General features: G+C 38.8%; 22 protein-coding genes. 9 read left to right on the forward strand and 13 right to left on the reverse strand.

Annotated elements, in window-relative coordinates:
- The first annotated feature begins 1 nt into the window (after position 1).
- Complete coding sequence (locus ORQ98_RS22130) at positions 2-1555, forward strand: tripartite tricarboxylate transporter permease (protein ID WP_274691010.1); 1554 nt, start codon at positions 2-4, stop codon at positions 1553-1555.
- Positions 1556-1639: 84 nt separating this feature from the next.
- Here the strand turns inward: ORQ98_RS22130 and ORQ98_RS22135 are convergent, their stop codons facing one another.
- The 3 genes from ORQ98_RS22135 to ORQ98_RS22145 all read right to left on the reverse strand — a co-directional run bounded on the left by ORQ98_RS22135 (position 1640) and on the right by ORQ98_RS22145 (position 4791).
- On the reverse strand, positions 1640-2323 hold the full coding sequence (locus ORQ98_RS22135; protein WP_274691011.1) for a response regulator: 684 nt from the start codon (positions 2321-2323) through the stop codon (positions 1640-1642).
- Positions 2324-2342: 19 nt separating this feature from the next.
- Positions 2343-3938 (reverse strand): ATP-binding protein, encoded by a 1596-nt coding sequence (locus ORQ98_RS22140; protein WP_274691012.1) that lies wholly within the window; start codon positions 3936-3938, stop codon positions 2343-2345.
- 244 nt (positions 3939-4182) lie between these two features.
- Entirely contained in the window at positions 4183-4791 is a 609-nt protein-coding gene (locus ORQ98_RS22145; protein ID WP_274691013.1) for a hypothetical protein, read from the reverse strand.
- Positions 4792-5626: 835 nt separating this feature from the next.
- Here ORQ98_RS22145 and ORQ98_RS22150 point away from each other — a divergent pair.
- Positions 5627-7708, forward strand: coding sequence for a M4 family metallopeptidase (locus tag ORQ98_RS22150; protein WP_274691014.1), 2082 nt, complete (start codon positions 5627-5629; stop codon positions 7706-7708).
- Positions 7709-7889: 181 nt separating this feature from the next.
- On the forward strand, positions 7890-8732 hold the full coding sequence (locus tag ORQ98_RS22155) for a hypothetical protein (RefSeq protein WP_274691015.1): 843 nt from the start codon (positions 7890-7892) through the stop codon (positions 8730-8732).
- Here ORQ98_RS22155 and ORQ98_RS22160 read toward each other — a convergent pair whose 3' ends face one another.
- The 4 genes from ORQ98_RS22160 to ORQ98_RS22175 form a co-directional block, all read right to left on the reverse strand.
- Complete coding sequence (locus ORQ98_RS22160) at positions 8733-9182, reverse strand: putative signal transducing protein (protein WP_274691016.1); 450 nt, start codon at positions 9180-9182, stop codon at positions 8733-8735. It lies immediately after the preceding gene.
- Positions 9183-9188: 6 nt separating this feature from the next.
- The gene (locus tag ORQ98_RS22165) at positions 9189-9965 is read right to left on the reverse strand and encodes a substrate-binding periplasmic protein (protein WP_274691017.1); all 777 of its coding nucleotides are present in this window, start codon (positions 9963-9965) and stop codon (positions 9189-9191) included.
- 130 nt (positions 9966-10095) lie between these two features.
- Positions 10096-10407, reverse strand: a complete 312-nt coding sequence (locus tag ORQ98_RS22170; RefSeq protein ID WP_274691018.1) for a discoidin domain-containing protein — start codon at positions 10405-10407, stop codon at positions 10096-10098.
- 287 nt (positions 10408-10694) lie between these two features.
- A complete protein-coding gene (locus ORQ98_RS22175) occupies positions 10695-11297 on the reverse strand; it encodes a YfbM family protein (protein WP_274691019.1) in 603 nt (200 codons plus the stop codon).
- A gap of 185 nt (positions 11298-11482) precedes the next feature.
- Between ORQ98_RS22175 and ORQ98_RS22180 the strand changes: the two genes are divergently transcribed.
- Positions 11483-11752 carry a hypothetical protein gene (locus tag ORQ98_RS22180; protein WP_274691020.1) on the forward strand — a complete coding sequence of 90 codons (270 nt, stop codon included), beginning with the start codon at positions 11483-11485 and terminating at the stop codon, positions 11750-11752.
- Between the two features lie 82 nt (positions 11753-11834).
- On the opposite strand, the gene ORQ98_RS22185 is transcribed toward ORQ98_RS22180, so the two are convergent.
- Both ORQ98_RS22185 and ORQ98_RS22190 read right to left on the reverse strand, forming a co-directional pair.
- On the reverse strand, positions 11835-13853 hold the full coding sequence (locus ORQ98_RS22185) for a flagellar hook protein FlgE (protein ID WP_274691021.1): 2019 nt from the start codon (positions 13851-13853) through the stop codon (positions 11835-11837).
- 502 nt (positions 13854-14355) lie between these two features.
- The gene (locus ORQ98_RS22190; protein ID WP_274691022.1) at positions 14356-14718 is read right to left on the reverse strand and encodes a DUF4870 domain-containing protein; all 363 of its coding nucleotides are present in this window, start codon (positions 14716-14718) and stop codon (positions 14356-14358) included.
- A gap of 282 nt (positions 14719-15000) precedes the next feature.
- Here ORQ98_RS22190 and ORQ98_RS22195 point away from each other — a divergent pair, with 282 nt between their 5' ends.
- Genes ORQ98_RS22195 through ORQ98_RS22205 form a run of 3 tightly spaced genes read left to right on the forward strand, consistent with a single transcriptional unit; the run spans position 15001 to position 16919 of the window.
- Positions 15001-15357 carry a PilZ domain-containing protein gene (locus ORQ98_RS22195; protein ID WP_274691023.1) on the forward strand — a complete coding sequence of 119 codons (357 nt, stop codon included), beginning with the start codon at positions 15001-15003 and terminating at the stop codon, positions 15355-15357.
- Positions 15358-15363: 6 nt separating this feature from the next.
- Positions 15364-16089 (forward strand): START domain-containing protein, encoded by a 726-nt coding sequence (locus ORQ98_RS22200; protein ID WP_274691024.1) that lies wholly within the window; start codon positions 15364-15366, stop codon positions 16087-16089.
- Positions 16089-16919 (forward strand): substrate-binding periplasmic protein, encoded by an 831-nt coding sequence (locus ORQ98_RS22205; RefSeq protein ID WP_274691025.1) that lies wholly within the window; start codon positions 16089-16091, stop codon positions 16917-16919. Before ORQ98_RS22200 ends, ORQ98_RS22205 begins: the two co-directional genes overlap by 1 nt.
- 34 nt (positions 16920-16953) lie before the next feature.
- Here ORQ98_RS22205 and ORQ98_RS22210 read toward each other — a convergent pair whose 3' ends face one another.
- Entirely contained in the window at positions 16954-17736 is a 783-nt protein-coding gene (locus ORQ98_RS22210) for a substrate-binding periplasmic protein (RefSeq protein ID WP_274691026.1), read from the reverse strand.
- A gap of 382 nt (positions 17737-18118) precedes the next feature.
- A complete protein-coding gene (locus ORQ98_RS22215) occupies positions 18119-19507 on the reverse strand; it encodes a cytochrome P450 (RefSeq protein WP_274691027.1) in 1389 nt (462 codons plus the stop codon).
- Between the two features lie 1005 nt (positions 19508-20512).
- On the opposite strand from ORQ98_RS22215, the gene ORQ98_RS22220 reads away from it, so the two are divergent.
- Positions 20513-21166, forward strand: coding sequence for a DUF4360 domain-containing protein (locus ORQ98_RS22220; RefSeq protein ID WP_274691028.1), 654 nt, complete (start codon positions 20513-20515; stop codon positions 21164-21166).
- 136 nt (positions 21167-21302) lie between these two features.
- On the opposite strand, the gene ORQ98_RS22225 is transcribed toward ORQ98_RS22220, so the two are convergent.
- The gene (locus tag ORQ98_RS22225; protein WP_274691029.1) at positions 21303-21896 is read right to left on the reverse strand and encodes a hypothetical protein; all 594 of its coding nucleotides are present in this window, start codon (positions 21894-21896) and stop codon (positions 21303-21305) included.
- A gap of 258 nt (positions 21897-22154) precedes the next feature.
- Positions 22155-23369, reverse strand: coding sequence for a DUF418 domain-containing protein (locus tag ORQ98_RS22230; protein ID WP_274691030.1), 1215 nt, complete (start codon positions 23367-23369; stop codon positions 22155-22157).
- Between the two features lie 173 nt (positions 23370-23542).
- On the opposite strand from ORQ98_RS22230, the gene ORQ98_RS22235 reads away from it, so the two are divergent.
- A complete protein-coding gene (locus ORQ98_RS22235; RefSeq protein WP_274691031.1) occupies positions 23543-25945 on the forward strand; it encodes a mechanosensitive ion channel family protein in 2403 nt (800 codons plus the stop codon).
- The last annotated feature ends 80 nt before the right edge of the window (positions 25946-26025 follow it).

The following is a 26025-nucleotide window of genomic DNA, read 5'->3' on the forward strand; positions in this document are numbered from 1 at the left end:
AATGTGGGATGGTATTGTATTAGGTTTTAGTACCGCAACTAATCTAACCAATATTTTCATGGTTATTGTGGGCTGCTTTGTTGGCACACTGATCGGTATGTTACCAGGGCTTGGGCCTATTTCTGCGATTGCACTGATGATTCCAATTACCTATGGCGTCGACCCAGCAAGCGGTATCATTTTAATGGCTGGGGTTTATTATGGTGCAATTTTTGGTGGTTCTACTTCTTCAATTTTAATCAATGCTCCTGGTTGTTCAGCTACCGTTGTTACTGCTTTTGATGGATACCCTTTAGCCCAAAAAGGCCAGGCAGGCAAAGCTTTAGCATTAGCAGCTTATTCTTCATTTATTGGTGGTACTTTAGCAGCACTCATCTTGCTGGTAGCGGCTCCTATGCTAGCCTCAGTATCACTAAGCTTTCAATCCAGTGATTATTTTGCCTTAATGGTGGTTGGCCTTACCGCTATCGCCGCTTTTGCTGGCAAAGGTCAATTTTTAAAGTCTTGCATGATGGTGGTGCTTGGCTTAATGCTATCCACCATTGGTACCGATCAGTCTTCTGGTATTCAACGCTTTACCTTTGGGCGCCTTGATTTGATTGATGGTTTAAGCTTTTTATTACTGGCAATGGCTACCTTTGCTCTAGCTGAAGCCTTAATTGCAGCTCAACAATACAAAAAAAATCCCTTAGCAAACCAGTCAGTCTTGACTAAAAAACCAACCTTAAAAGATATGGCTTTAACCAAACAAGAAGTTAAATCCGTTGCTCCAGTTGTGGGCAGATCTTCTATTTTGGGCTTTTTAATTGGTGTTTTGCCAGGGGCTGGTGCAACCATCGCCGCATTTATGGCTTATGGTACTGAGCGCAATTTGGCTAAAAAGGCAGCCAGAGAAGAGTTTGGCAAAGGCAGTATTAAAGGGCTGGCTGCACCTGAGGCTGCTAATAATGCCGCATCAACCGGCTCATTTGTTCCCCTTCTCACTTTGGGTATTCCAGGTTCAGGCACGACCGCTATTATGCTAGGTGCATTAATTTCCTATGGCATTCAGCCAGGACCACGACTGTTCCTGGATAACCCAGAAGTCTTTTGGTCAGTCATTGTCTCAATGTACCTGGGTAATATTGTATTATTAATACTTAACCTGCCACTTATTCCTTACTTAGCTCGATTATTAACAATACCGCAACAGTTGTTGATTCCATTAATTGTCTTTTTCTCTTTAGCTGGTGTTTATTTAGTGAGTTTTAATAGTGTAGATATTTTAATCATGACACTATTTGCTGCTGCAGCGATTGGATTAAGAAGACTTAACTTTCCAATGGCTCCTTTACTACTAGGGTTTATTCTTGGTGGTATGCTAGAAAACAATCTACGTCGAGCATTACTGATTAGTGATGGCAGCTTAAGCTTTCTTTGGGAACGGCCACTCACCCTGAGTTTAATGGTTGTTGCAGTATTACTGGGATTACTCCCAGTCATTCGACACTGGCTTGGTTACCGACTCAATAAAAAGCAAGAACAACTAGCCGATTCAACTGTATCAGCTGGATAGTTTGGCTCATTACACCCAATGATATCATTTCCTTTTACTTTAGAGGTTGTCACAAAACGCTAGCGGATATGGGGTGTTCTGTAGCTAAGGCATGGAATATCTTCTTTCGGGCCTACCTACATCCCCATATACCAACGAACACTGCAACTGTCCACAGCTCACTAAATATTCTAAATAACGCCGAGCGGTGGTTCGACTAATACCAATCAACTCACCTACTTGCTCTGCATTTAAAATAACATCTGGTTCTTTAAAAACATTTTGTACTTTTTCTAAGGTAGGTTTCTGCAGCCCTTTAGGCAACACTCGCCGTTTAGCTTCTACTGGCATAGTTGGGGTAATCAGCTGATCAATATCTGTTTGTTGTAGTTGTTCCAGTTGATTTAACTGACACCAGTAACTTTGGTATTTTTGCAACGCCTCAGCAAACCGCTCAAATATGACAGGTTTGATAATATAATCCACTACACCACCCCGTAACGCCGTTTGCAACGTGGTAATGTCTTTTGCTGCAGTAATTAGAATCACATCTGACTTAGCTGCTTCAGTGCGTAATTGCTGTAAAAATGATAAGCCACTGCCATCTGGAAAGTACACATCCAGTAACACCAGCTGTGGTTTCAACACGCTGATCAGGGCTTTTGCATCTGCTAAATTATAAGCGATACCCACTACCTCAAACCCATTGATTTTTTCAACAAACAACCGCTGAATTTCTGCAATATCCGGATCATCCTCAACAATTACAACACTAATTAATGCGGCCATAGGCTAAATACTACTCTTATTATTTAGGTATATAGACAACAAACCGAGTACCTGTTGGTGACGCGGCTTCTATAGTAATCATCCCCTTTAATCTTTCTACTGCCTGCTTGACTAAATACAAGCCAATACCATGGCCTAACTGGCTTTTAGTTGATGTTCCTTTTTCAAAAATACTATGTGATAAATTATCAGGGATACCTATACCATTATCCTCTACTTCAAAAATGATTTCATTCCCACTATCAGTCACCCCCAACTTAACAACAGGATTAACCGTTGTTGTTTGCAGTGCTGCCTCAAACGCGTTATTGACTAAATTGCCTAATATAGTGACTAACGCCATACGGTCTAAGGTAGCAGGAAGTCCTTCTAAATAACTATCTTCTTCTATTAATAAGGTGACTCCCAGCTCCTTAGCACGATGATAGTGTCCCAGTACAATAGCTGCTAGCTCTGGATCCGGTATTGCGTTACGTAAAAAGCTCATAAAAGCCTGGACGCCACTGGTTTCCTGCTTGATTAATGCCAATGCGTTGCTGTGTTCTCCTAACTGAATCAAACCAGCCAAAGTATGTAGCTTATTTGAGTACTCATGACTTTGTACCCGTAAGGTATCAGAATACTGCTTAACCTGGCTTAACTGCTCAGCCAGCTGACTCATCTCATCCTGGCACCTAAAACTAAAGACCATACCACCATCAGAAATAGGCTGACCATTGACAATGATAGGTTGATCATTGACTACAAGTGCTAAATCTTTTACCTGCTTACCTTGTTGCTGCATGGCTAATAGGATGTCCCCTTCTGTACACAAGGTTTTTACTGGCTGCTTTAACTTATTCGTTAACCATTCCTTTGGCAGTTGTAATGTATTAACAGCAGCTAAATTAAACTGAGTAATAAAGCCATTGTTATCTAAAGCCAAAATGCCTTCTGAAACAGACTGCAAAGTAGCACTTTGTTCTTGATACAGACGAGTAATTTCTTCAGGTTCTAAGCCTAATATGGCACGTTTGATATGAGTGGCAATTAATACCGCCGTGATCATAGCCAATAAAATAACCCCTGCTAATAACCCATATAGTAAAAACTGGTGCTGAAAAACCACACTATCAACATCTGTTTGCAAATACCCCACTGATACCAGCCCTATAATATTACCTGAGTTTGAAAAAACAGGGGTTTTGCCTCGAATAGATGGCCCAAGGGTTCCTACCGCCTTTGAGATATAAGACTTTCCTTGTTGTAGTGCCGCTTCATTATCACCACCGACCATCCTCCCCCCAATGCGTTCAATAATAGGGTGAGATAAACGCCGACCAGAAACATCCCCCACCACAATAAACTCAGCTTGGGTGATTTGCCGGATGGGCTCAACCAATTGCTGTACACGATTAGCATCTTGTTTTAGCAGAGAGTCTCGAATGTCAGGCAGTTGAGCCACCGCTTGCGCAATAGCTAATGCTCTACCACCTGTTAAGTTTTCAATGGTTTGGGCATGTTGAGCTAAAAACACTCCTCCCACCAGGCCGATTTGCAATACACTCATCATTGCAATCACCACCATGATGCGCCCTTGAATACCTAAATGATATAGCGATAGAAATAAACGCATAATTGACTACACAACACTTTAAACCACATTTATAAATTAAATAGCATCTTATCCAGAAAAGCTATCGACGAATATGGGAGATTGATCTGAAGATACCTTCAGCGAAGAGTAGATTTCATCAAGCCATAAAGTACTTTTTGCAGGCAAAAAAAAGCTGCAAATTAATACAGCTGGATAGTTAGAGAGTACGTAGGCATTTTATTAAGGCAAGTTAGCTCATCCAAGCAACTTGACACTTTTTATTTTATTGTGTTTTATAACCTGATAGCAGAGTTTGCATGCTATTCATTTGTTCCTGAATGGATTTTTTTAATTTATTAATTTTTATTTGTTCTTTTTCTTTATCTTCATTAGTTAAACTAATGACTTCAAAATAACGTAAACTTTCATGAACTTCACTAAAACGGTTTTCTAACTCAGCGATTAAACCAGTTAATTTAGCGCTTTGTTGTGCGACTAACTGTGAAACTTCTGCTTCTAAATTCTGGGCAGGCTCTTCTTTTGCAGCTGATTGCTGCTCAGCCTTATACTGTTGATAGATATATTTAAGGCCAGCACTTATGTCATTTGCCAGCCATTGGGACATATTTTCTAAGAAGGTGTCAATCGGACTGTTGACTTCTTGTTTTCCAGTTAAAATACTGGAGTTAAGTTGTGAGCGTATATGAAAATTTACTACTTTACTGATATCTTGAGTATCTGCATCAACCTGCAAACTATCTTGCAAGTTATCTTGTAAATTATCCTGAAAACTCTCAGTAGCTGGCGCTTCTTGAAAGCTGTCAATACTGGCATCAATATCTGCAGTCGCTGATCTGTCTAAAGCAGAATTGTGTAAGCTCACAGTTGGCATAGCTTGGTTCCCTTGCGTAAATTTATTCGCATACTACAATTGGTCCGTTACTCTCATGGGCTAGCAATTGTGCTATATGTAGTATTTATTGCGTTATCTATGTTATAGAAAGTACTCAAAGCACTTCTTTGTTATAGGTTGACCCTACACACTATTATTTTGAATCTTTGTTACTAGTTCAACTCCCTAATGTGGAAAACATGACCTGGTCACAAAAATAATTGCTTATAAATAACCCATATAAAATATAGTGCATAACAACCAAGCATTTGCGATTTCATATATGGGCTATAAACAGAATGAAAAATAATTTTCTGCCATCAACACCCTAACAATACACTTATATATAAGCGTATATTCATTATCAACGACAAATAAAAACCCCAGGCAAACTGTTACTAAATTTTACATATTATCCACTACACCTTTTTTCTAGACTCAAAATATAATAAATCACAATACCTGAAACTCTTTTTGTATAATAAGCTAAATCCCGTCAATTTAAATACCAATATGTTAGGATGGTCTAATTTTAAGAATATTTTACATCTCATCATAAAATACTTGATAAACTGAATAAAAAAATCACTTCTTACCTCATTTTGGTATAGCAGACCTTTAAATGACCAACTAAAGTCTCTTTGCATAGCAACTGGTAAGCCGTCAAAACCTTTTACATTTATCTAAATGATTTTAAATAGGATAAAAACAGGCTTACCTGCTCATGGAGGAGATTAACATGCTACCAATGCCTTCTTTGATAAAGCTTTTCACAGGAAAACCTTCAATATTTTTTACAAGTTTATCGCTATGTCTCACCTGTTGGTCTGCTGATATGATCTTAATTAACTTGACACCAACAGAGTCAAACCAAACAATTCAGCAGCTTCTAAACCTACCTGAAGATGAAAACATACAACTTATTCGCTCAGTCAACATTGCCAAATCCCATCGAAAATTGCGTTTTCAGCAACAATTCCATGACATTCCTGTCTGGGATACTAATATTACAGCTGAGCTGAATGCTAATGGGGAACTCATTAATATTAGTGGCTACTTATTAGAAGGCATTGCCGCAGATATTCCCAACCCTATCACTCAGTTATCAGCTACCGAGGCCCTGCAATTAGCTATTCAGACAGCCAATATCCCTAACAACAAAGTAGCAGCCCTTGAAAACCAGTCAATCAAGCCATTTATCTATCAAGATAAATCGGGGACTGCTCGCCTGGTGTTTAGAGTCTCCTTCGTTAGCCATGACCCTCAGCCTAAACGTCCTCATTACATTATTGATGCAGTCAGTGGCGAGGTCATTGATTCCTGGGAGGGTCTGACCCACGGCCAGGCAACAGGCCCAGGTGGTAACGAAAAAACAGGCTTATATGAATACGGTATTGATTATGGTTTTTTAGTCGTAACTGATGATTGCCAGATGTCTAATAAACATGTAGAAACCATTAATCTCAACCATAAGCGCTCAGGAGGAGTAATACATCAATTTGAATGTCCAAGAAATACTGTAAAACCTATTAATGGTGCCTATTCTCCCCTTAATGACGCACATTATTTTGGTAGTGTCGTATTTGCTATGTATAACGAATGGTTTAATAGCTCCCCCCTCTCCTTTAAATTAAAAATGCGTGTCCATTATAGTAATGGATATGAAAATGCTTTTTGGGATGGCAAACAAATGACCTTTGGCGATGGACGCAACCTGTTTTATCCTCTCGTAAGCTTAGATGTAGTATCTCATGAAGTATCCCATGGTTTTACCGAGCAACATTCTAATCTTATTTATCGCTATCAATCAGGGGGAATAAATGAATCATTTTCTGATATTGCAGGTGAAGCCGCTGAGTATTACATGAAAGGCAGCAATGACTGGATGGTAGGGTCAGATATTTTTAAAAGGTCAGGAGCACTGCGCTATTTTGATGACCCCACGAAAGACAAACGCTCCATAGGCCATACCAAAGATTACCGTAAAGGCTTGGATGTCCACTACAGCTCTGGTGTATTTAATAAAGCTTTTTATTTACTTGCCACAACACCTGGCTGGAATACTCATAAAGCATTTGAAGTATTTGTTAAAGCCAATCAGCTTTACTGGCGTCGCTCAACTGACTTTAATGAGGGTGGTTGCGGCGTAGTCACTGCTGCTAAGGACCTGACTTATAATGCTGACCAGGTAGAGGCAGCCTTTGCGAAAGTGGGCGTAAATGCCAGTTGTGTATCGCCAAATGATGAAGTATTTACCTTGGCTAATGGCAAAATCATGCCTGATTTAACAGGCAAACAAGACCAAAAGCGTTACTACAAGCTTAATGTGCCTTTTGGTATGCATAATTTACAGTTTATCAGCTGGGGAGGCACTGGTAACGCGAATTTATATGTGAAGCATAAACAAATGCCGACTCGCCATATTTGGGACTGTCAAGCAACTAAAACAGATAATAACGAAGCTTGTGTTATTGATAAGCCCAAGGCTGGTACTTATTATTTAATGCTACATGGTAGGGCCGCTTACCAACAAGTATCGTTGGTTGGGCAATATGAAATGCGAGTGAAAAACTTAGAAAATACAACTGACTATAACATCCCTGATCGAGATTTTGATGGTGTAAAAAGCCATATCAATATAGGTTTAGGTAATACCGTGATTCGTGCCAGAGTAACCGTTGATATTAAACATACCGCAGTGGGAGATTTATCAATATACTTAATTAGCCCTGATAATAAACGTCACTTACTTAAACCTTTTTCAGCAGGTGATACTACTGAGAACCTCAAACAGTCCTACGATATTCTATTAGCAGATTTACAACAAGGCGGCACCTGGTCATTGTATGTCAAAGACATGTTAAGTAAAGAAGTTGGTTATATCGACAGCTGGCGACTAGAGTTATTTGATCGTTAAGCTACACTCTTGGCAGATACTTGAACCAGTAGTTACAGTACTTTTTATTAGCTACTGGTCAAAAACACCCCAACAACATTAAAAATAGTTATTATAATATGTAAGCGCCATCCTTTTACAATGCTAGGCTGATTAGAAGTCGCTGACTCTTTTTTAATCACTAATTAGCAAAGTAATCCTCATGACTTTCTTCAGTACTAACCGTCATCACATAATCAGCCAGCACTTTTTATTAGTTGTCATACTCTTATTTACTCCTTACTCAGCGTACTCTAATGCAAAAGAAATTAATCTTACTATTTATGGTGGAAGAAACTCAGCTTATTTTCATGAGTTACTCATAAGCTCTTTACAACATGCTGGCCATCAGGTGTCTATTACTAAATTATCTGAGCAATACAATCAAAAACGTTTAATGGCCATGTTAGCTCAAAATGAAGTTATTTCACTGATGTGGCGTGGCCAAAATCCAAAGTATGATGGACTGTTTCAGTATGTTGATGCGCCCTTAACACTAGGACTTAAAGGATATCGTATCTTTTTTATTCGTCAAGGAACTCAACATAAATTTAACGATATCCAAACTCTGGAAGACTTCAGACACTCCAAACTTGTGGGTGGGTTTGGTTTCGGCTGGTCTGATACCAAAATATGGCATCATAACGGGCTGCCTTTTAAAGAAAAAGATGGCAGCATCGATCCAGATCTTTATTTAATGTTGCACTCAGGGAAAAGAGGTATTGATTATTTCTCCCGAGCCGCATTTGAGATAGGGCCTGAACACAAAAAACATAACTACCTGGATATTGAAAAAAAACTCGTATTTATCTACCCTCGTGACTTTCGTTTTTATTTAGCTAAATCATTTGAGCACCTAAAGCCTACCTTAGAGCAAGCTATCAAGGACTACTCTGAACAAGGGCACGTAAAGCGCTTAATAATGAAGCACTTCCCAGAAATATATGACCCTAACGGACTTAACTTAGATAACCGAATTAAAATATATTTAAGTATGCCCTGGTAGTCAGTCGTTTTCCTCTTCACTTTTTTGTTGACCTGTAGAATCATTAAGAATCCAATTATTACCGCAGTCACGACACTTCAATTTGCCTCTACGATAAGGTAATGGGATATGGAAAATAGACAGACCTAAAAAAGCTATTTTCCAGCGTGTACGCTGCTCTTCTACCTGAACACTATTACATTTGGGACAGTGAATTTTAAATTCATCTTCAATAGCGTATTGGCCACTCGCTAAATCGGCCAAAATTTGCTTTGCTTGTTCAGCTTGATCAGCAGGTACTTGAACTTTAACCCCTCCTAGCGCAATAGACAGAAACCAATTAGCCCAAATATGATGCTCGTGTGCTACCGTTGCGAAAATTCCTTCTGCCTCTAGCTTGCCTCGTACTAAATGTGCTTGAATGGCATCGGTATAGCTACCCACTGTCACCAACTGTTTGTTTTTCTTCATAAGAATCTAATAGTGAATATACTGTGAAAATATTGTTTGATAAGTGCCGTCCTGCAAAATACTAAACAAGGCTGAGTCAAACAAGGGAATAATAGCATTTAAGTGGTCTTTCTTAGCAAATACAACATAAGCAGGCGTTGAGCTTAGTGGAGGATTAATAGGGATAATCTGATCATAGCCATGTTGTTTTACCATATAACTGCCAACATGATAGTTGGTTAACACCGCATCTATTCGTTTTCTTTTTAACAACCCAAAACTTTGAGCATCTTCTCTCACATCCACCTGACGTATTTTTTGCTCTGCCACTGCTAAAGCAAATGCAGGAGTAGTTTTAAAGCCTCGATTAACCGCTATTGATCGTTCATACAAGTCTTTGAGAGAGCTGTAAGTAAAGCGATTTTCCTTGTGGACAAATAAAGTATATTGAGTAATATGGATTGGCATTCGGGTATAATATAGATAAGGCTCACGGTCTGGGGTCTTAAAATAGGCAATAACACAATCTTCCTTTCCTTGCTTAACCCTTTTACCGATTCGCTTCCACGGTTTTAGCGCAAATTTAAAGTTAATATTAATCCTTTTACCAATGGCTGCTACCACGTCAATATCAATGCCCTTAATATTACCTTCCTGTTCAATGACAAAAGGCTCATATACAGTACTAACACATGTGACGGTCAGTTTTGAGTCTGCCGCAGCGGACTCTAGTATATTACCAAACCAAAACAGTCCTATTACGACCAACTGACTGCAAACACAACAACACCTTTTGATACTCATTGACACTGTAGCAATATAAATGACAAAAGTGGTGGTGTTTCAGTATAGTTGATCAGCACCGGATATGCTGGTACTAATCATTGACTATATAGGCTACCCCTCCTATTCTATAGCGACTTTAAAAAATCAATCACTGATTCTCGTTTTCCTGTTTGATCGGCAAAGAGTTGCCTAAGTCAATCGTTATCCAATGACCATCGGTAAACTGACTGGACCAACGAGTATCAAGCCTACCCTCCACTGCAAAGCGTGCATCCAATTGATAGCTTTCAACAGAAGAAACCCAAACAGGCTTATTGAGAGAAACCGGGTTAGCCTGCGCCAGTGTCGTAAGAATGAAAAAAGCGCCCAAAATAATATACAAAGTAGGGTAACACTTATCCAATGTGTGGGTTGACGAAGAGTAACAGTACTCACTGCAATAGTCTCCTGATCCTAACATGTTAGGCCAGCATAGCGAAATCACTATTACAATACTGGTAAACAAAAAACAAACTTAGCCCACAAATATTGCCTATTTTGGGATTTGTGAAAGATATAACCAAAGTAAAAGAGTATTTGCATTATGGTTGACCAACAAAAAATCATGCATATTCAGTTAAAAACCATATTAAACAAAGATACATTAAAATTTATTTAAAATAATATTTTAATTTTCATTCAATGAAGTGTTAAGTTCAAATAAACACTGAAGATGAAGAAGCGAAGAGGATAATAATTTGTAATACATTAAGAAACGTACATCACTAGACCAACATTATGTTCAGCGGCATTAAAAATAAATGATTGCAATTTCATTAAATAATTACGTAAATAGACTATCGATTTATCTCTCCCCCAGTTTTCCCACTCTACGGGATAGATTGCTAAAGCCATCCATTCCTGGCAATCAAACCCTCCAAATAAGTCAACCTGATCAACCTTGCTGATCGCTGTCGCAATCGTCTGGGTTTGACATTCATCAAACATTCTTACAGGGCCATAGCCAGTATCTGTTTCTGGCACAGGTATCCCTCCATTAATGATAAAGTTCATTGGCGGCTTTCCTCCCCATACTGAGCGGGTAAGTAAATAATGTAAACCATGCCATGCTTTACCAAACTGCTCACGAACGCCTTCTCCCTCAGCATAGTCAAAGTCTGGTGCTGGTGCTGTATCATCAACTAGTTGATTATGCTGAGGAAAATTCATCAGCTGGGTAAATTGGCCGACTTCATACCAGAAATACCCAGGCTCATCAGGCGCTAATACTCGCCAGATTAAAGGCGGATAACCCAAAACAGCCTCAATGTGTTGTCTACCTAGCGTCGTCATTTCAAGACACATGGTCATATTCAGCAATCCCTTGCTTATGAGTACCTCTAATACTGTCCAACAATAAGGCCTTTCCGCACTTTTTATTCAAGCGGCTACCAACGTGACAAATAGAATTCCTTATTGCCTTTTAGCCAATACTATTTATATTAGGCTATGTTTTTTAAATGCTCTTAAAACACGAATAGAAGTACAGACATAACATGACAACTAATCAGTTCAGAGTAAAACTAACTGGCTATGCAACAGGCAGTAAAGGTCAGTACTATGTGGAAACAGACTTTGCTAAACTATTTAAAATTTCCCATGACAAAGCAAAGACTATCTTTAAATCAATTCCTTATACAATCAAAGAGAATCTGACAGCAGTCGAAGCCGATCAGTATAAAGCTGCTATTGAAAAAATCGGTGCCACTTGCGTTGTTGAAAATATGAAGCACAACCTGGATGGGTTATCCATTATTGATGATTAAGCAGATGGGGTAAGGGTTTACCAGGGGATATCCACCTCCCCTGTTTTATAAGTATGCTATGAACTCTTTATATTAAAATTTATTAACGTAAGTTAATTATTGTCTGAGTCACAGTATCTTCTGTTTCAATGGTTTTTGCATTAGCTTGATAGTTACGCTGGGCAATGATCAATCCCACTAACTCTTCTGCCACATCCACATTAGCTTCTTCCAAGGAGCCAGCTCTCAAACTACCTAAAGTACCAGTGTTTGGAGTGCCCACCACAGGCACACCTGAGTCAAATGTCTCCATCCAGGCTGTTTTTCCAATGGGCTGTAAACCCTGCGAGTTAGCGAAATTAGCTAACGCCACTTGGCCTAACGTAGTATTTTGCCCGTTGGAATAGCGCCCGAATATAATTCCAGTTTCACTCACACTCAGATCAGTCATTCGCCCGACGCTGTAACCGTTTTGCGATAAACTTTCAATGGCAAAAAGACTGCCAAACTGAGTTGAGTCAGCAATATTAAAAACAAAGTTAGAGCTGGTAGGAGGGTCTGGCAACGGTAATATATTGCCTCCAGCAGAAACATTGATTGGTTGTAATGCATTGATAGGGTTACCATTGCTATCTAAAGGTACCCAGTTGGTAATCACAATGGGGTTAGAACTCAATAAATTACCATCCCGGTCAAATTGCACGGAAAACCTGGCTCGAGTGGCTGCCCCACCACTCGCAACAGGGTCTCCAATATCTTCTCCATCAATCAATAAATACATGCTCCAATCAGACGCATTGGGCGTTAATGGGTTTGCCTCTTCCTTTACAAAATAGGATGTCAGTGTGTGAGGATTACCCAAACTATCAAAAATTTGTACTTGGGTAGCATGGTTATAGGTAGCAGGTTTATTCGGATCAAACTCATTTTCAGCAAAAGGGGTATAGGTTAGTGGAATGGTAAAGATATTTGGTAAAGTCGCTGGCGCAGGAGCTGCCGCTATTTGCAGATTATTTTCAAGCTGCATTGTGACTTCCCCACCCACAGTCGATGTCGCTCCATCGGCTACATTGACAGCTGCACCCGCATTGGTAAAAGCAGCACCTGTTGCTCCCTGAACAGCCACGTTAGTTCCCGTGTTATTTAACGTAATAGAAATATTATCACCGGTATTGTTGTATACTCTGATTTCATTAGGTGCAGATGAGTCAATTTGTGCGTTAACGCCCGTTAAATTAGATATAGCAATTGCAAGTTCATTTATACTATTCACAGAACTTAAAGCAATTGCTTGATTATTAATACTAATAGAAGCACCTGCAGGTGCCGAAGAACCAAGCAATGCAGCAAGGTTAGTCGCATCCACTTTTACCCGAGTATTGGCAGAAGCACTCATTATCCCATATTGTTCACCATTACTAACTAATTCACTAGCAATAGTACTGGCCTGCATATTCGCAGCACTTGGTACATTTAAAGTCGCTACTGTAACAGCTGGTGATTGCGAAATATCTTGTAAAATAAAACTACCGGTACTATAGCCATTGGTATTGGCTAGCTGAGCATTGGCAACAACAGCTGTGTTATTCGATACCGTTAAACTTCCCCTTCTAGCTAATACTGTCTCTCTGGAATCTAAATTAAAATCAATATCCACCCCACTGGTTTGACGAGGATCGAGATATTGAGCATTAATTTGTAAATCAGATAATGCTCCTGGAATAATAACGCCAGAAGCATCTGCAACAAAGCCTTGTAAAAAATCTCCTGTATTTGTCACTATATAACCGTCTTTATTCAGACTAAAAATACCTTGTCTAGTATAAGCAAGGCCATGTGGATTTTTTGTAACAAAAAATCCACCACCATTAATGACCATATCTAAGTTACGATCTGTTGATCTAATATTCCCCTGATTAAACTGCTGAGCAACCGTCTGCACAAAAACACCATTACCTGCCTTACTATTACCTCCCCCTAGCATTGCTTGAGAGTATAAATCATGAAACTCAGCGCGAGATCGCTTAAAACCAACAGTGCCTCCATTGGCGATGTTATTACCAATCACATCTAAATCTGAGCTGGCCGCCCTTAAGCCACTGAGTGCGGTATTAAATCCCATTGAGTACCTCCCCTGGTTATGGGCATCACATGTTGTCAACGTAACAAATATTACTGTACCCTACACATAGGGTATTATTTAATTCGGCTATAGCAGTTGAGTGTTTGGACAAGTAAATAATATGTGTATTCCCTTTCTAAGCAAACAACTATCCCTTCAAATTGGTTAATAACCCTACCTGTCACTACGAGGCATCAAGTTGAATATTAATATAAGTCACAATATGTATAAGCAATAGCTGTTCCATAAACCAATATTGAGTAAATTCAAAATATTAGCAAAATTCAGGTGGCAATTATTTTCCGCCCACTTGGCGACAAGTTTAATAAAGTTGTAATCAGCTAGAGGTTTTTTTGTTAATTAACTATTAAAGCAGCCATAAACATGCTGTCGTATGAATTACTTTTTAACACTTCAAATTTAAGGGAAAATCGAATACCAAAAAGTCAGCCATATACAATGACTGACTTAATGAAACCTACCGGGTTAAAAGAAAAGTATACTATTTAATCAAACGAATAGTGAGTGGGTAACGATAACGTTCTCCTTTAGAAGACTTAATTATCGCAACTATTGTTACAACCAGTCCAAAAATAAATAATATTGGCAACAATAATAATCCGATCAACACCCAACTGAGTATCAGTAATACTCCAAAAGCAATCAACATGGTAATTTGAAAGTTTATTGCTTCTTTACCCTGGTGATCCACAAAACCAAACTCATCCTTTTTCATGAGCCAAATAACAAGTGGTCCAAGGATACTACCAAATGGAATCAGAAAACCAACAAATGCAGCCACATGACAAAACATTCCCCACTGTTTTTCTTCATTGGTCATGCCAATATCAATAACATCTTTCATATCACTGCCTCAATAATGATGAACTTGAGATACTCAAATAAGACTATCAACCCTATTCTTTACTACTCAAACAGCCCCCCTCTTTAAAGGGCTAATGCCTGATGAAGCCTCATTTCACCATGAAAGACATAATATGTCAATATCTTACCTGTAAGATCATTCCTGCAAATGAGTAATGATGAACTATGCTTAAACAGAATCACCCAAACATCAGGCTACTGCAGCCAAGCAGTCTAATGAGTTTAGTAGGGCCTACCATAGCTAATGTGAGGGGAATATAGAGTGAACATTGAAGAATTATTAGAAGACGACAGTGAACAAAAGCGCCGCTATCCCCGCAGACCTATTAAGTGGAAAGCTCTGATAAAAGATACTTCTCAAGATAAAGTGGTACCTGCAACCACTGTCAATGTTTCAGCACAAGGCGCACTTTTACAATCAATATTCTGCTTTAAAAAACTACAACTGCTCCCTATTATGATCAAAGTGAATTACCAGGGAAATAAGCTAACTATTTATGCTAAAGCAGAAGTCAGGCATATTATCATTAGAACCTATGATTTTCAGCTGGGGTTGCAATTTAAAGATATTCAAAAAGATGACCAACAGTTTCTATCCCGTTTTGCTGAAGGTATTTAAGTAATAATGAATTATAATAAAACACCCCTCTCATTGACTATAACACTTGCTATTTTATTGTTAACCTTAGCAAATGCTTCATCGGCCAATAAATGGCAACAGGTTAAAAACAAAGAAGGAGTAAAAGTTTACACCAGAGTAATACCAGGCTCTAAAATTCACGAATTTAAAGGTGTAACCACTATCAATACCAGCTTAGCAAGTCTTATTGGAGTATTAGATGATATTAGTGCCTGCCCACAATGGGTATTCCAATGTTCTCAGCCAACGCTTATCCAGTCCATTAACTTTCACGAGCGTTTTGTTTATCAAGTGAATGACTTTCCTTTTCCCTCAAAAAACCGAGATATTATCTTACATGCAAAGCTAAGCCAATCACCTTCAACAAAAGCAATCACCATTCAGCTACGTGCTGCACCTGACTTTTGTCATAACAATAAAAAAGCCGTCTGTAAAAAAATCAACAAATCAAAATTAGTTCGTATTAAAAAGTCTAAAGGCTTTTATCTGATAGAGCCTTTAACTAAAAACAAAATTCAAGTCACCTGGCAGCACCATGCAGAGCCAGGTGGCAACCTACCGACCTGGTTAGTTAATAATTTAATTACCGACACCCCTTTTTATACACTAAAAAAATTAGCTCATATTGTACAGAAAAAGAAATATCAAACAGCAAGATTAAAATACGATACAAAAGGCCTTATTGTCGGCTTTGAGGTTAAAAACTGGTAATGAATACATTATCTTCAATCAATCGCCCCCATCAAAAACCGCTCAAGTTGCCACCTTATTTGAATTTAACTAAATTAGTTTTCACGTCATTTATATATGTAAGCTTTCTCTTCTTTAGCAACAACAGTCAGGCAAAAAGCCTAAATCCACTCTGCACCGAAGACGATGTATTATTAGGTGGCCAATTATCAGAGCCTTATCATACCCGCTTAAGAGATGGCTTGGTTGATCAATATCTACAACTCATATTTGAAATGCTTAATTGTCAATTAAAAATTATTAGCCTTCCAGCTGAGCGAGCATTATTAGAAGCCAATAGAGGCAAAATTGATGGTGACTTTGTGCTGCTATCAGATATAGATAAGGCCAGCTATCCCGAGTTACTCAAAGTAACACCCAGTTACTTTTCCTTTTTTATGGCTTATGTCAGCTTTGATGACATTAAATATGAAGAACTTTCCAGCTATCGTATTGGCGTAATTACTGGCATGCCCATTGCGGCAGAGTCACTCAGTAACATCAAAGTGGTTAGGGTCAAGCACTATGAACAGTTAATTGAATTACTCCGTCGCAAACGTCTTCATGTTGCTGTACTACCTATCGCAGTTGCTTATTATTATAAAAAAATCTCGTGCTTGAATAATTTAAAAATAGAAGTTAAACCAGAACTAAAAGTTAACTTATATATTTACTTAAATAAGAGGCGCGCTAATTTAGTAGAGCCACTTAGCACAGCTATTGAAAACTTCAAACACAGTAGAAAATATCAGGAGCTAGTGAGAAAATTCCTTAAAAAAGGCTTAGAACTGAGCGCGCCAAGCTGCGAGTAAGAATACAGCTAAAAGTACCCTTTAAAATCGTCTTTTATTGAATGCCATGCAAATAATATTGATATAGCCTAGCAACTTCACCATTACGCTTCAGCTCGGCTAACTTATCATTTAAGGGCTTAAGTTTACTTAAACAAGCAGACTGTTTAGAAAACAAAATATAAACATCAAGTTTTGCAACCTCTTGATCTAGAGGAACAATCAAATCACTTAGCCCCATTTTTTTAGCTGTTGCAATACCATCAAACTCAGCAAGAACTACATAATCAGCTCTCCCTTTCTCGATCATCTTCATCATTAACTGATGGCTTTTAATTCTGCCAAGATGAAGGTATTGTTTATCAAAATGATCAAACTGATCGCCATAACTGCCACCAAATGGTCTAATACCACGCTTACCAATTAAGTCTTGTAAAGTATTAAAAATAAATTGATTATTTTTATGGACAAAAATTTTTATCGGTTCAGTAACAATAGGGGCACTATAAACAAACAATCGAGCTCGCTCATTATTATAATAAGCCCCAAAAATTGCATCTATTTTATGTTTTTTCAATTGATCAACAACTCTTGTCCAAGGATGTACAGGAGAAGAAAACAGTTTTATATTCAGCGACTTTGATACCTGAAGCATAATATCATACATCAAGCCAACATATACCCCTGCATCATCTACATAGGATATTGGTATCCACTCGCTAGCTCCAGCATACCTGATTTGATCACAACGCTCTTCAGCCAAGGTAATGGTTGTGAAAAATGAAACAACAAGATACCTATAACAATACTTAATTATTTTACCTTTTATACAACACATATCATTGTGCTTGGCTTTAGAAACTCTGTGTCTGTAATTACACTCACTATATTATAGCTAGTTAGAATACACTTTAAGCTAAAAGTTATGTGTATTGCCATAATCAAGCAGGCAGTTGAGCGTGATGTTGAACATGTTAGCGTTTACATTTCATTCCAATAGCTTATTACTAACTCCTTTATTAAAAAAATCTTCTTCATTTTCTCATATACAAACAGTAGCCTATCCTTGTAACGAACCAAGCGAAGTCAGCCATGAACATACTAACCAATCCACAGCAGTCAATTAACACACAATAAACATAGCTACTTCAAATAATAAGCTCTCTTCCATGCAGCCCATAACGAGATAAAAGGGCTGCTATTACCTGCTCTTATCAACACTAATCAGACCAAGCAACCTGATATTTTTGTGGTAAATGCCCTCCCTCATAATCAATTCGTCCTTCAGCCTGTAGTCCATCAAGTAATATGACTTGTCTGACCATTTCAGGAATCATTTCAGCCCCCACATATCTCCCCAAACATTGATGCTCACCATAACCAAAGTGAAATTGATGATACCAATTTCGACCTGGTTTAAACGTCTCTGGGTCATCAAATGCCCGTTCATCAAACATCGCCGACTGGGTGACAGCTAAGACATAAGCACCTGCTGGAATGGTTGTCTCACGATCAGTCCCTCGTGCAATGACAGCTTCTGTCGCAGCCTGCCTAAATAAATACAGTGAGATTGGTACGAAACGTAAGGTTTCCCAAACAATATCATCAAACGCCGTCGTGTCTGTTTGTGTGGCCATACTTTTAGCTTTTGCTAACCACTCAGGATGGTCTAACATGTATTGAACCGACTGAGCCACGGCTTGTGATGTGGTTTCAATAGCTCCAATTAACAAACCACCTGCATTAACCCCAACCCGCTGTAAGTCAAATTCAACCGTATCGGCAAAGTGACTTCGAATCATTCGCGTCACAATATCATCATTTAACACTTCTGGTTTTTCGCCCATCAAGTGCCTTACTAATTTACGTAGCCCATACCAAAGGGCAAAAATAATATTAGTTGCTTGCTCAGATTTAACCGCCAACACACGGCGTACCATTAGCTCCGTAATATATTTAGCTAAAGCGGTACCCGTTCTTTCATGTTGCTCTCGAATATAGTTGCGCTGATCCTCAGTGTGATTATCAAAAGGTTGATTATAAAAGGTATCTGCCTGGTTCCAGTAAGACCACTCAATCAAATCTTCACGCTCAACCCCAGTTAAACCAAAATAATTTTGTACTAACGTTGCAGGCACCATCCGACAATAACTACCGACTAACTCCATATTACCCGCAGCCTGACTCAATAAATCAATGCAAGTTTCTCTTACCATGGTGCGCACTCGCGGTAAATCATTTCGATTCAAAAAGCCTTGCATTATCGATTTTTCACGGGTGTGGAAAGCATCATCGTCATGGGACATTAAATAATTGTCCATTTTCGGCTCATACAAGGCCACCGTAAAAACCTTGGGTTGATTCAGCACCTCTACACAATCATCTAAACGAGCCACTAACGTGGCTTTAGGGGTAACAAGAATAGGTCTGTGATCACGTAACGCTTGAAAAAAAGCCAGCGGCTCATGGTCAATCCATTGCCTGACTAAGGTAAATTTTTCGTCATCATCAGCTGCATCCAACTGAGCTAAATAGCTGTCATCACTTGTGACTATCCTGCTAATCTCATCATTCTTAGTAACATTCAATGTGGCTAATCGATCAGACATGGCGCATTCCTTGCGTTGTACTTTAACAGGCAGATGTACGCATTTATTTCTAACAGTTTAGGCTATTTCTCAGTTAAAACTATTTACAGAAAAAAGAAGTCAAGTCAATGCTTAGTAAACAACAGTCACCATCAACCCACAAAATGCCTAACAATCAAACAAAACACCTAAAAATCTCATTATCAGTTCAGGTACCCACAAGTTGGTACAGACTTATCGTGATAGTAGCCGCTAATAATCGCCAACAATACTACTCTAGCCTTCAATAAAGCTGGATTTTATGAAGGTGGTTAAGCAACAAAATAATATGATATGGATAATGCCATAAAATATGCGATAGTTTTTCAAATCTGCTCTTGTGTTTTTGCTGAGTTATCAAGATAACCATATCAGTAAATACCATAAGCAGCTCCTTCTAGCACTGCCCTTTACTGATGATAGTTACCCCCAATAGCACACCCTCTTTTAAGACTTCACTGATAGAAATTATTTAAAGTGACACGACAGTACTCAACAATTAACAATAGATGCCATTAATTAAAGTCAAAATAAAAGAGTTAGTTTGATTTAAATATTTTATTAATTAATGCTTCTAATTAAGCAGATAAAATGCAAATTACGTCAAATTATTTATTAACGATCGCTAAATAAATAGTTTATAGTCTGCTCCCATTTTATATAACCAAACAGTTGGTATATATTCCAACTCATTTAACCCTTAACAAGTAAACCTTTAAATCAAAGTAAATTATTACTCATAAAAATAGTTATTACTCACCTATTTATTTTTTAAAATATTTACAAAAAAAATTTATTTATTGGTTTTAATCATCATTTTAATTAGGTACCATTATCCTGCCAATTACCCCTGAGTACGCAGTACAGGATAATAATTAATAACTTTATAACATTAGCTTTCGGCTTATGCGTACTAGTTTTACCCTTGTTTGGGATTAGCAGTTGGTTGCTAACATGCCGAATTACTAACGGGAAATGGAGATTTCAATGACCCAATTAAAAAAAACGCTTTTAGCTTCTGCTGTTTGTTTAATGACTGCAGCTACATCTTCAGCGGTTTCTGCAGCAACCATTGTTGATGATTCAGTTCATTTAGATTTAGCTCAAGTCACTATTAAAAGCATCCAAAGCTCCGGCACTGGCTGTCCAAATGGCACGGTTTCCAGCACTGTTGCACCCGATGGAAAGTCTTTCGTTCTAGGCTTTGATGAATATATTGCTGAAGCTGGGCCAGGAATTCCAAGACGAGAAAATCGTAAGGTTTGTAACTTAACTGTCGTGCTCAAAATTCCTAATGGCTATGCTTACACAATAGCTGATGTCAACTATCGTGGCTATGCTGACCTTGACCGCAACGTTGAAGCAATGCAAAAGTCGACTTATTTCTTTGCAGGCAACCCAAGAGAAGCTGCACTCCGTTCTACCTTTAAAGGCCCTATTTCTAAAGATTATACCATCAGTGACCGCTTAGGCATCAACAGCTTGGTTTGGTCATCTTGTAATGCTACTGCACCAGTTGTTATTAAGACTGAAATTAAAGTAGATAATAAGCGGGCTAGAAGAAGCAGCGGCTTAATTACTACTGACACTATCGATGGTAAGCTAACTCATCGTTATGGTTTAATGTTTAGAAAGTGCTAATTTAACCTAGCCTATAAAAATTAACCGGATAGTTTATTTAATAGTAGCTATCCGGTTTTTTATTAATGACGAAAATCAAAAAAACTGCTCATCAAAGAATGATAAACAGTTTTTGGGGTGAGGTAGGTATTTCTTTCTAATTGCTTTGTAATTGGTGCTCAATGTCACTTAACTGGTTAACCATATCCTGTTGGGTATAATCAATTTCAGATACGGTTTTTAGCACTTTTTCCAGATTAAAGTTAATTTCATACAACTGACGGCTTATTTCACGAGCGTGTCGGTCGTTAATATCTGCTGCGACACGATTCATTCTACCTGGGTTTACTTGTAAACTAATTACCATTTGAAAATCACGGTATACCACTCGCTGGCCATGCTGCTGAGTTTGCCCTGGCGCTAAAATGCTTTGTCCTGATGGTAACTCAAGTAAAAATAAGTCATCTGGTAAACCGCTTTGCTGGTTAACTGGCTGAGGAAACTGGCCAGGCTGACAATACTGAGAAATTTGATGATACTGCTGTATAGGTAGTTTCACATAAGTATGTTGTTGTTGATTAACCTCTCCTGTTTGAGCGGTTTGTTGTACCGTAACAGGATTTCCTGATTGATCAACCGTTTGCTGCCATTGCTGTTGTTGTAAATCCACACAGTATACATCAGTTGCATGAGCGTTTTGGTACCCCAAAGCGGCGGCTGAAATAGCGATAAAAAATAATTTTATTTTCATTATTTAGGTCCTTCTAAACCATTGTTAGAATGAGATTTTACTATAAAGCATTATTCAGCAATTTGTAAATGAGGTCTTGCAAAGGCTCTCTTTAAAAGAGCCCACTTTACTATAATGCTTAACTTGTCAGCAATTGATTGATATAGCTCAATAGATACCTAATCATTTATAAAAACATAAACTCATAGGGCTTCATCACTCGACGGCCGCTCCTAAAAGCATTCGCTTTGGCTATAGATATCGTCAAAATAAAAATTTTCACTTTTTAAATGGCTGTCGCTTCCTATAAGCCAAAGTGCGCCATAACCACTCAGCTGGGCCATAGTAAAAATGCTTTACCCACCAGTTTGACCAAATAAACAAGATAATCCATACAATGAGCACAATAAAAAATAATATCGTTAGACTAACTTGACCATAAAAACCAAAGCCATAAAAAAATAAGGTGCAAATTAATGACTGTAACAAATAATTGCTAAAAGCTAACTGACCTACTGGGATTAAATAACGGTGCAGCCAGCCAGCCCTTTTCAGTTTATAACTTATCAACAAGGGAGCAGCCCAGCAAAAAGCCATTAATGGGGCAGCAATATTCAGCAAGAAATAGCCTATACTTAAGGTGCTTATAGGTTCCCAGTTGGCCAGTTGGATATAAATCAAACTGGCCAACGTAATGGGTAAGCCTACTAATAGTGCCAAGTAAATTAACCCTATATAAACTTGATTAGCTGCTTCTGCAGTAAAAACCCCCGTTTTAAAACAAGCCATGCCTAACATCATTAACCCAACAACTATTGGAATAATGAAAACCCACATGTATAAGTAGGTAATCAACAATTCGTCCAGTCTTGCCATCAGTTGTAACGAGTAAGCACCAGTAAAAGTAGCCTGGTCTTCTGCAATAGCTGTAGCAGTGGGCTGCCAATAAGCATTGATCCACTCATCTAGCTCCGTTGGTGATTCATCAAGTGCAGTATAAGTAGCATGATCCAAACTCAATACCAACAAAATAATAGTCACACCAACTGTTAACAGTTTATGAGCAGACCAGTGACGACATGAAAATACTAACAAACCGCTGATAGCATAAGTGAATAAAATATCACCACTCCAAATAAAAATGCCATGAATAAGTCCAAACACGCCTAACCAAAACATTCGCCACTTATGAATCTCCCATGCATTGACTTGTTTTGCTTCCAATCGCTGAGTCTGCAAAACAATCCCTGCACCAAACATCATGGCAAACAAGCTAATAAACTTTACATTAAATAAGATAAAACTAATTTTCCATAACCAGATATCTAGCCCTGCCAACAGACCTAACGCATGTGGATTTAAATAAGCTGCATCATGCTGCCCGAATGATTGAATATTCATCAACAAAATACCCAACACCGCTAACCCTCGTAGACTATCAAGCGAACTAAATCGCTGAGTTGTCGATTGGTTTTGACTACTGGCTTCTGTCATACGGCTTTTACCTTTTAGTACGGGGCATAAAATAGCTAAAATAATCGTTTTATTTGGGGCATGTTAACATTTACGTCAACAAGTCCTGAAAGTGTTAGACTATTTTATAGTGTGTTTTTCTGATGAGGTTAATGATGATCCAGCATTGTAGACTACCCCAGTATCTTTGCATCATGCTGCTAGTGGTGATCACTCAACTGGGATCAGCAGCAGAGGTAGGAAGTTTAACCAGTTCGACCAATGCCTCTTCAGAAACGGTTGATCAGCTTTATGAAAGCCGCCCCAGCAATCCACAACAAGTGTCAAATTATGTTGCACCACTAGATGACCAACAAGCTCGCGCTCTACTCATTAAAAGCTTATCAACGCAGGCAGCAGCAGATGCAAAAAAACAAAATGTGTTATCAGGGTTTCAGCAAAAACAGCGTTTAAAAGCCTCATTAAAACGACTTCATCAACAGCTCAACGATGCCCGAGTGATATTTTACAGCTTATTCTTAAAAGCCAGTGGCGATCAAGGATGGCCAGGTATTCTCTGGCTAGTGGTCGTCTTTTTAACCATGTGCGCGATTGGCTGGGTGGCTGAAAAATTAATGGGGAGCAAATTGCAGGCGCTAAATCAACGTATCTCACTTCAAGAAACCCACCAGTGGACCACTTTACTGGGCTATTTTTCCCTAAGAACTTTATTTGACTTGATCAGTATTGGTTTTTTTGCTGCCACTGGAAGCCTCACTGTAGTTATCTTTTTCGATCTACCCAATGATATGGAGTCAACATTATTTAATTACTTTTTTGCCCTGATCAATTTTAGAGTGATATACGTTTTATCAAGAGCACTGTTTGCTCCTTATAGTAAGGGCATTCGCCCATTACCCTTACATTGTAATGATGCTCGCAAGTTCCACCATTGGGTATTGCTGTTTACTGCCGTGTATGTGTTTGGGGTTTACACATCAGACCTCTGGTTTGAACTAGGCATGCCACTTGAGTTACAGCGCTTTCTCACGGTTACCTGTATGGGCTTAAGTTTAGCTGGTATCTTGTTACTTTTTACTTGGATAAACCGGAAACAAATTGCCAACCTATTCAGTGATCAACCACTCGCATCTGCAACTCAACCTGTGTCGCCAGTTACAGATGATGAAGATAGTACTGGCAAGCAGTCTACAACACAGTCAGAAACAGTTACCTCCTGTCAAACAACACTCACCTCCTTGCCTAAGCAACTACTCAGCCAAGTTTGGCCATTTCTGTTTACCTTATGGATTGCCGCTTTATGGTTTGTGTGGGCATTTAATTTCTTTTTAGATAATGAAGCTCTCTATCGACGAGTAGACTTAGCCTGGTGGCTGACCCTACTATTTCCCATTGCAGATCGTTTATTTCATAAACTACTCACTAAGCTTGTTACCATTAAATGGCTACAAAGCCGAACCTTTCCAGAACGATCACATCAATTTATTCATATTATCCAAACAGGCTTCCGTACCTTGTTATTTGGTACTGCTATTGTTGCTTTAGCAGAAGCCTGGGGATTTGGTGCCCTAGCCATTATTAATACAGAATTTGGTCAACGGATTATATCCGCTGGATTAGATATTCTTATTACTCTACTCACAGCGTATATTCTGTGGGAAATTATTCATTCAGCCATTGAGCGTCACTTACCAGAGCCAGTGACTGAAGAAGGAAGCAGTTTGGAAGGCGAAGGGGGCGGTGCTGGAGCCAGCCGTGTAGAAACACTGTTACCTTTGTTGCGTACCTTTTTATTAGCCATCATTGTGGTTTCAGTGATTATTTCAATTTTACACTCACTAGGTGTACAGATTGGCCCATTGCTCGCTGGTGCTGGGGTAGTAGGTATTGCCATTGGATTTGGTGCCCAAAAATTGGTGCAGGATATTATTTCTGGTATTTTTTTCCTATGGGACGATGCCTTTCGACGTGGTGAATATATTGAAGCCGGCGGTTTGCGTGGCACTGTGGAACATATTTCGGTGCGCTCCATGCGACTAAGACACCATTTAGGCGCTGTACAAACCCTGCCGTATAGTGAAATTGCTACTGTTAAAAATTTAAGCCGCGACTGGATTACCATGAAGCTAGAGCTTCGCTTGCCCTATGATACTGACATTGAAAAAGTAAGAAAAATTATCAAAAAAGTGGGGCAAAAAATGATGGAAGATGAAGAAATGGGCCCCAATATGATTTTACCTTTAAAGTCCCAAGGGGTATTACGTGTCGAAGAATCGGCTCTTATTGTCAGGATGAAGTTCACTTGTAAGCCTGGAGAACAATGGGTCATTCGTCGTGAGGCCTATCGCCGGGTTAAAGAAGCGCTAGAAGAAAATGGTATTTACTTTGCCCATCGAGAAGTGAAAGTAGCACTACCCAAAGAACTTGAAGAAAAACTTGTTGGCAACCAAGAGGACGGCTCAGCAACACCAATTACTTTACAAAAAGCAGCTGCCGCTGCAGCCGACAGTATTATTGCTTCAGATGAGCTAAAAAAACAAAACCGCATTGATGATGAAAAAGCGGATGATCTTGGCAGCGATGAGGGGTCTGCCTAAATCATACCAATCATGGTAAATAATCTGTAAAATACCTGGTCACAGTATTTCACTTAATTTGACTAGGAATTTAATAATGG

The sequence above is a fragment of the Spartinivicinus poritis genome, assembly GCF_028858535.1.
GTDB lineage: Bacteria > Pseudomonadota > Gammaproteobacteria > Pseudomonadales > Zooshikellaceae > Spartinivicinus > Spartinivicinus poritis.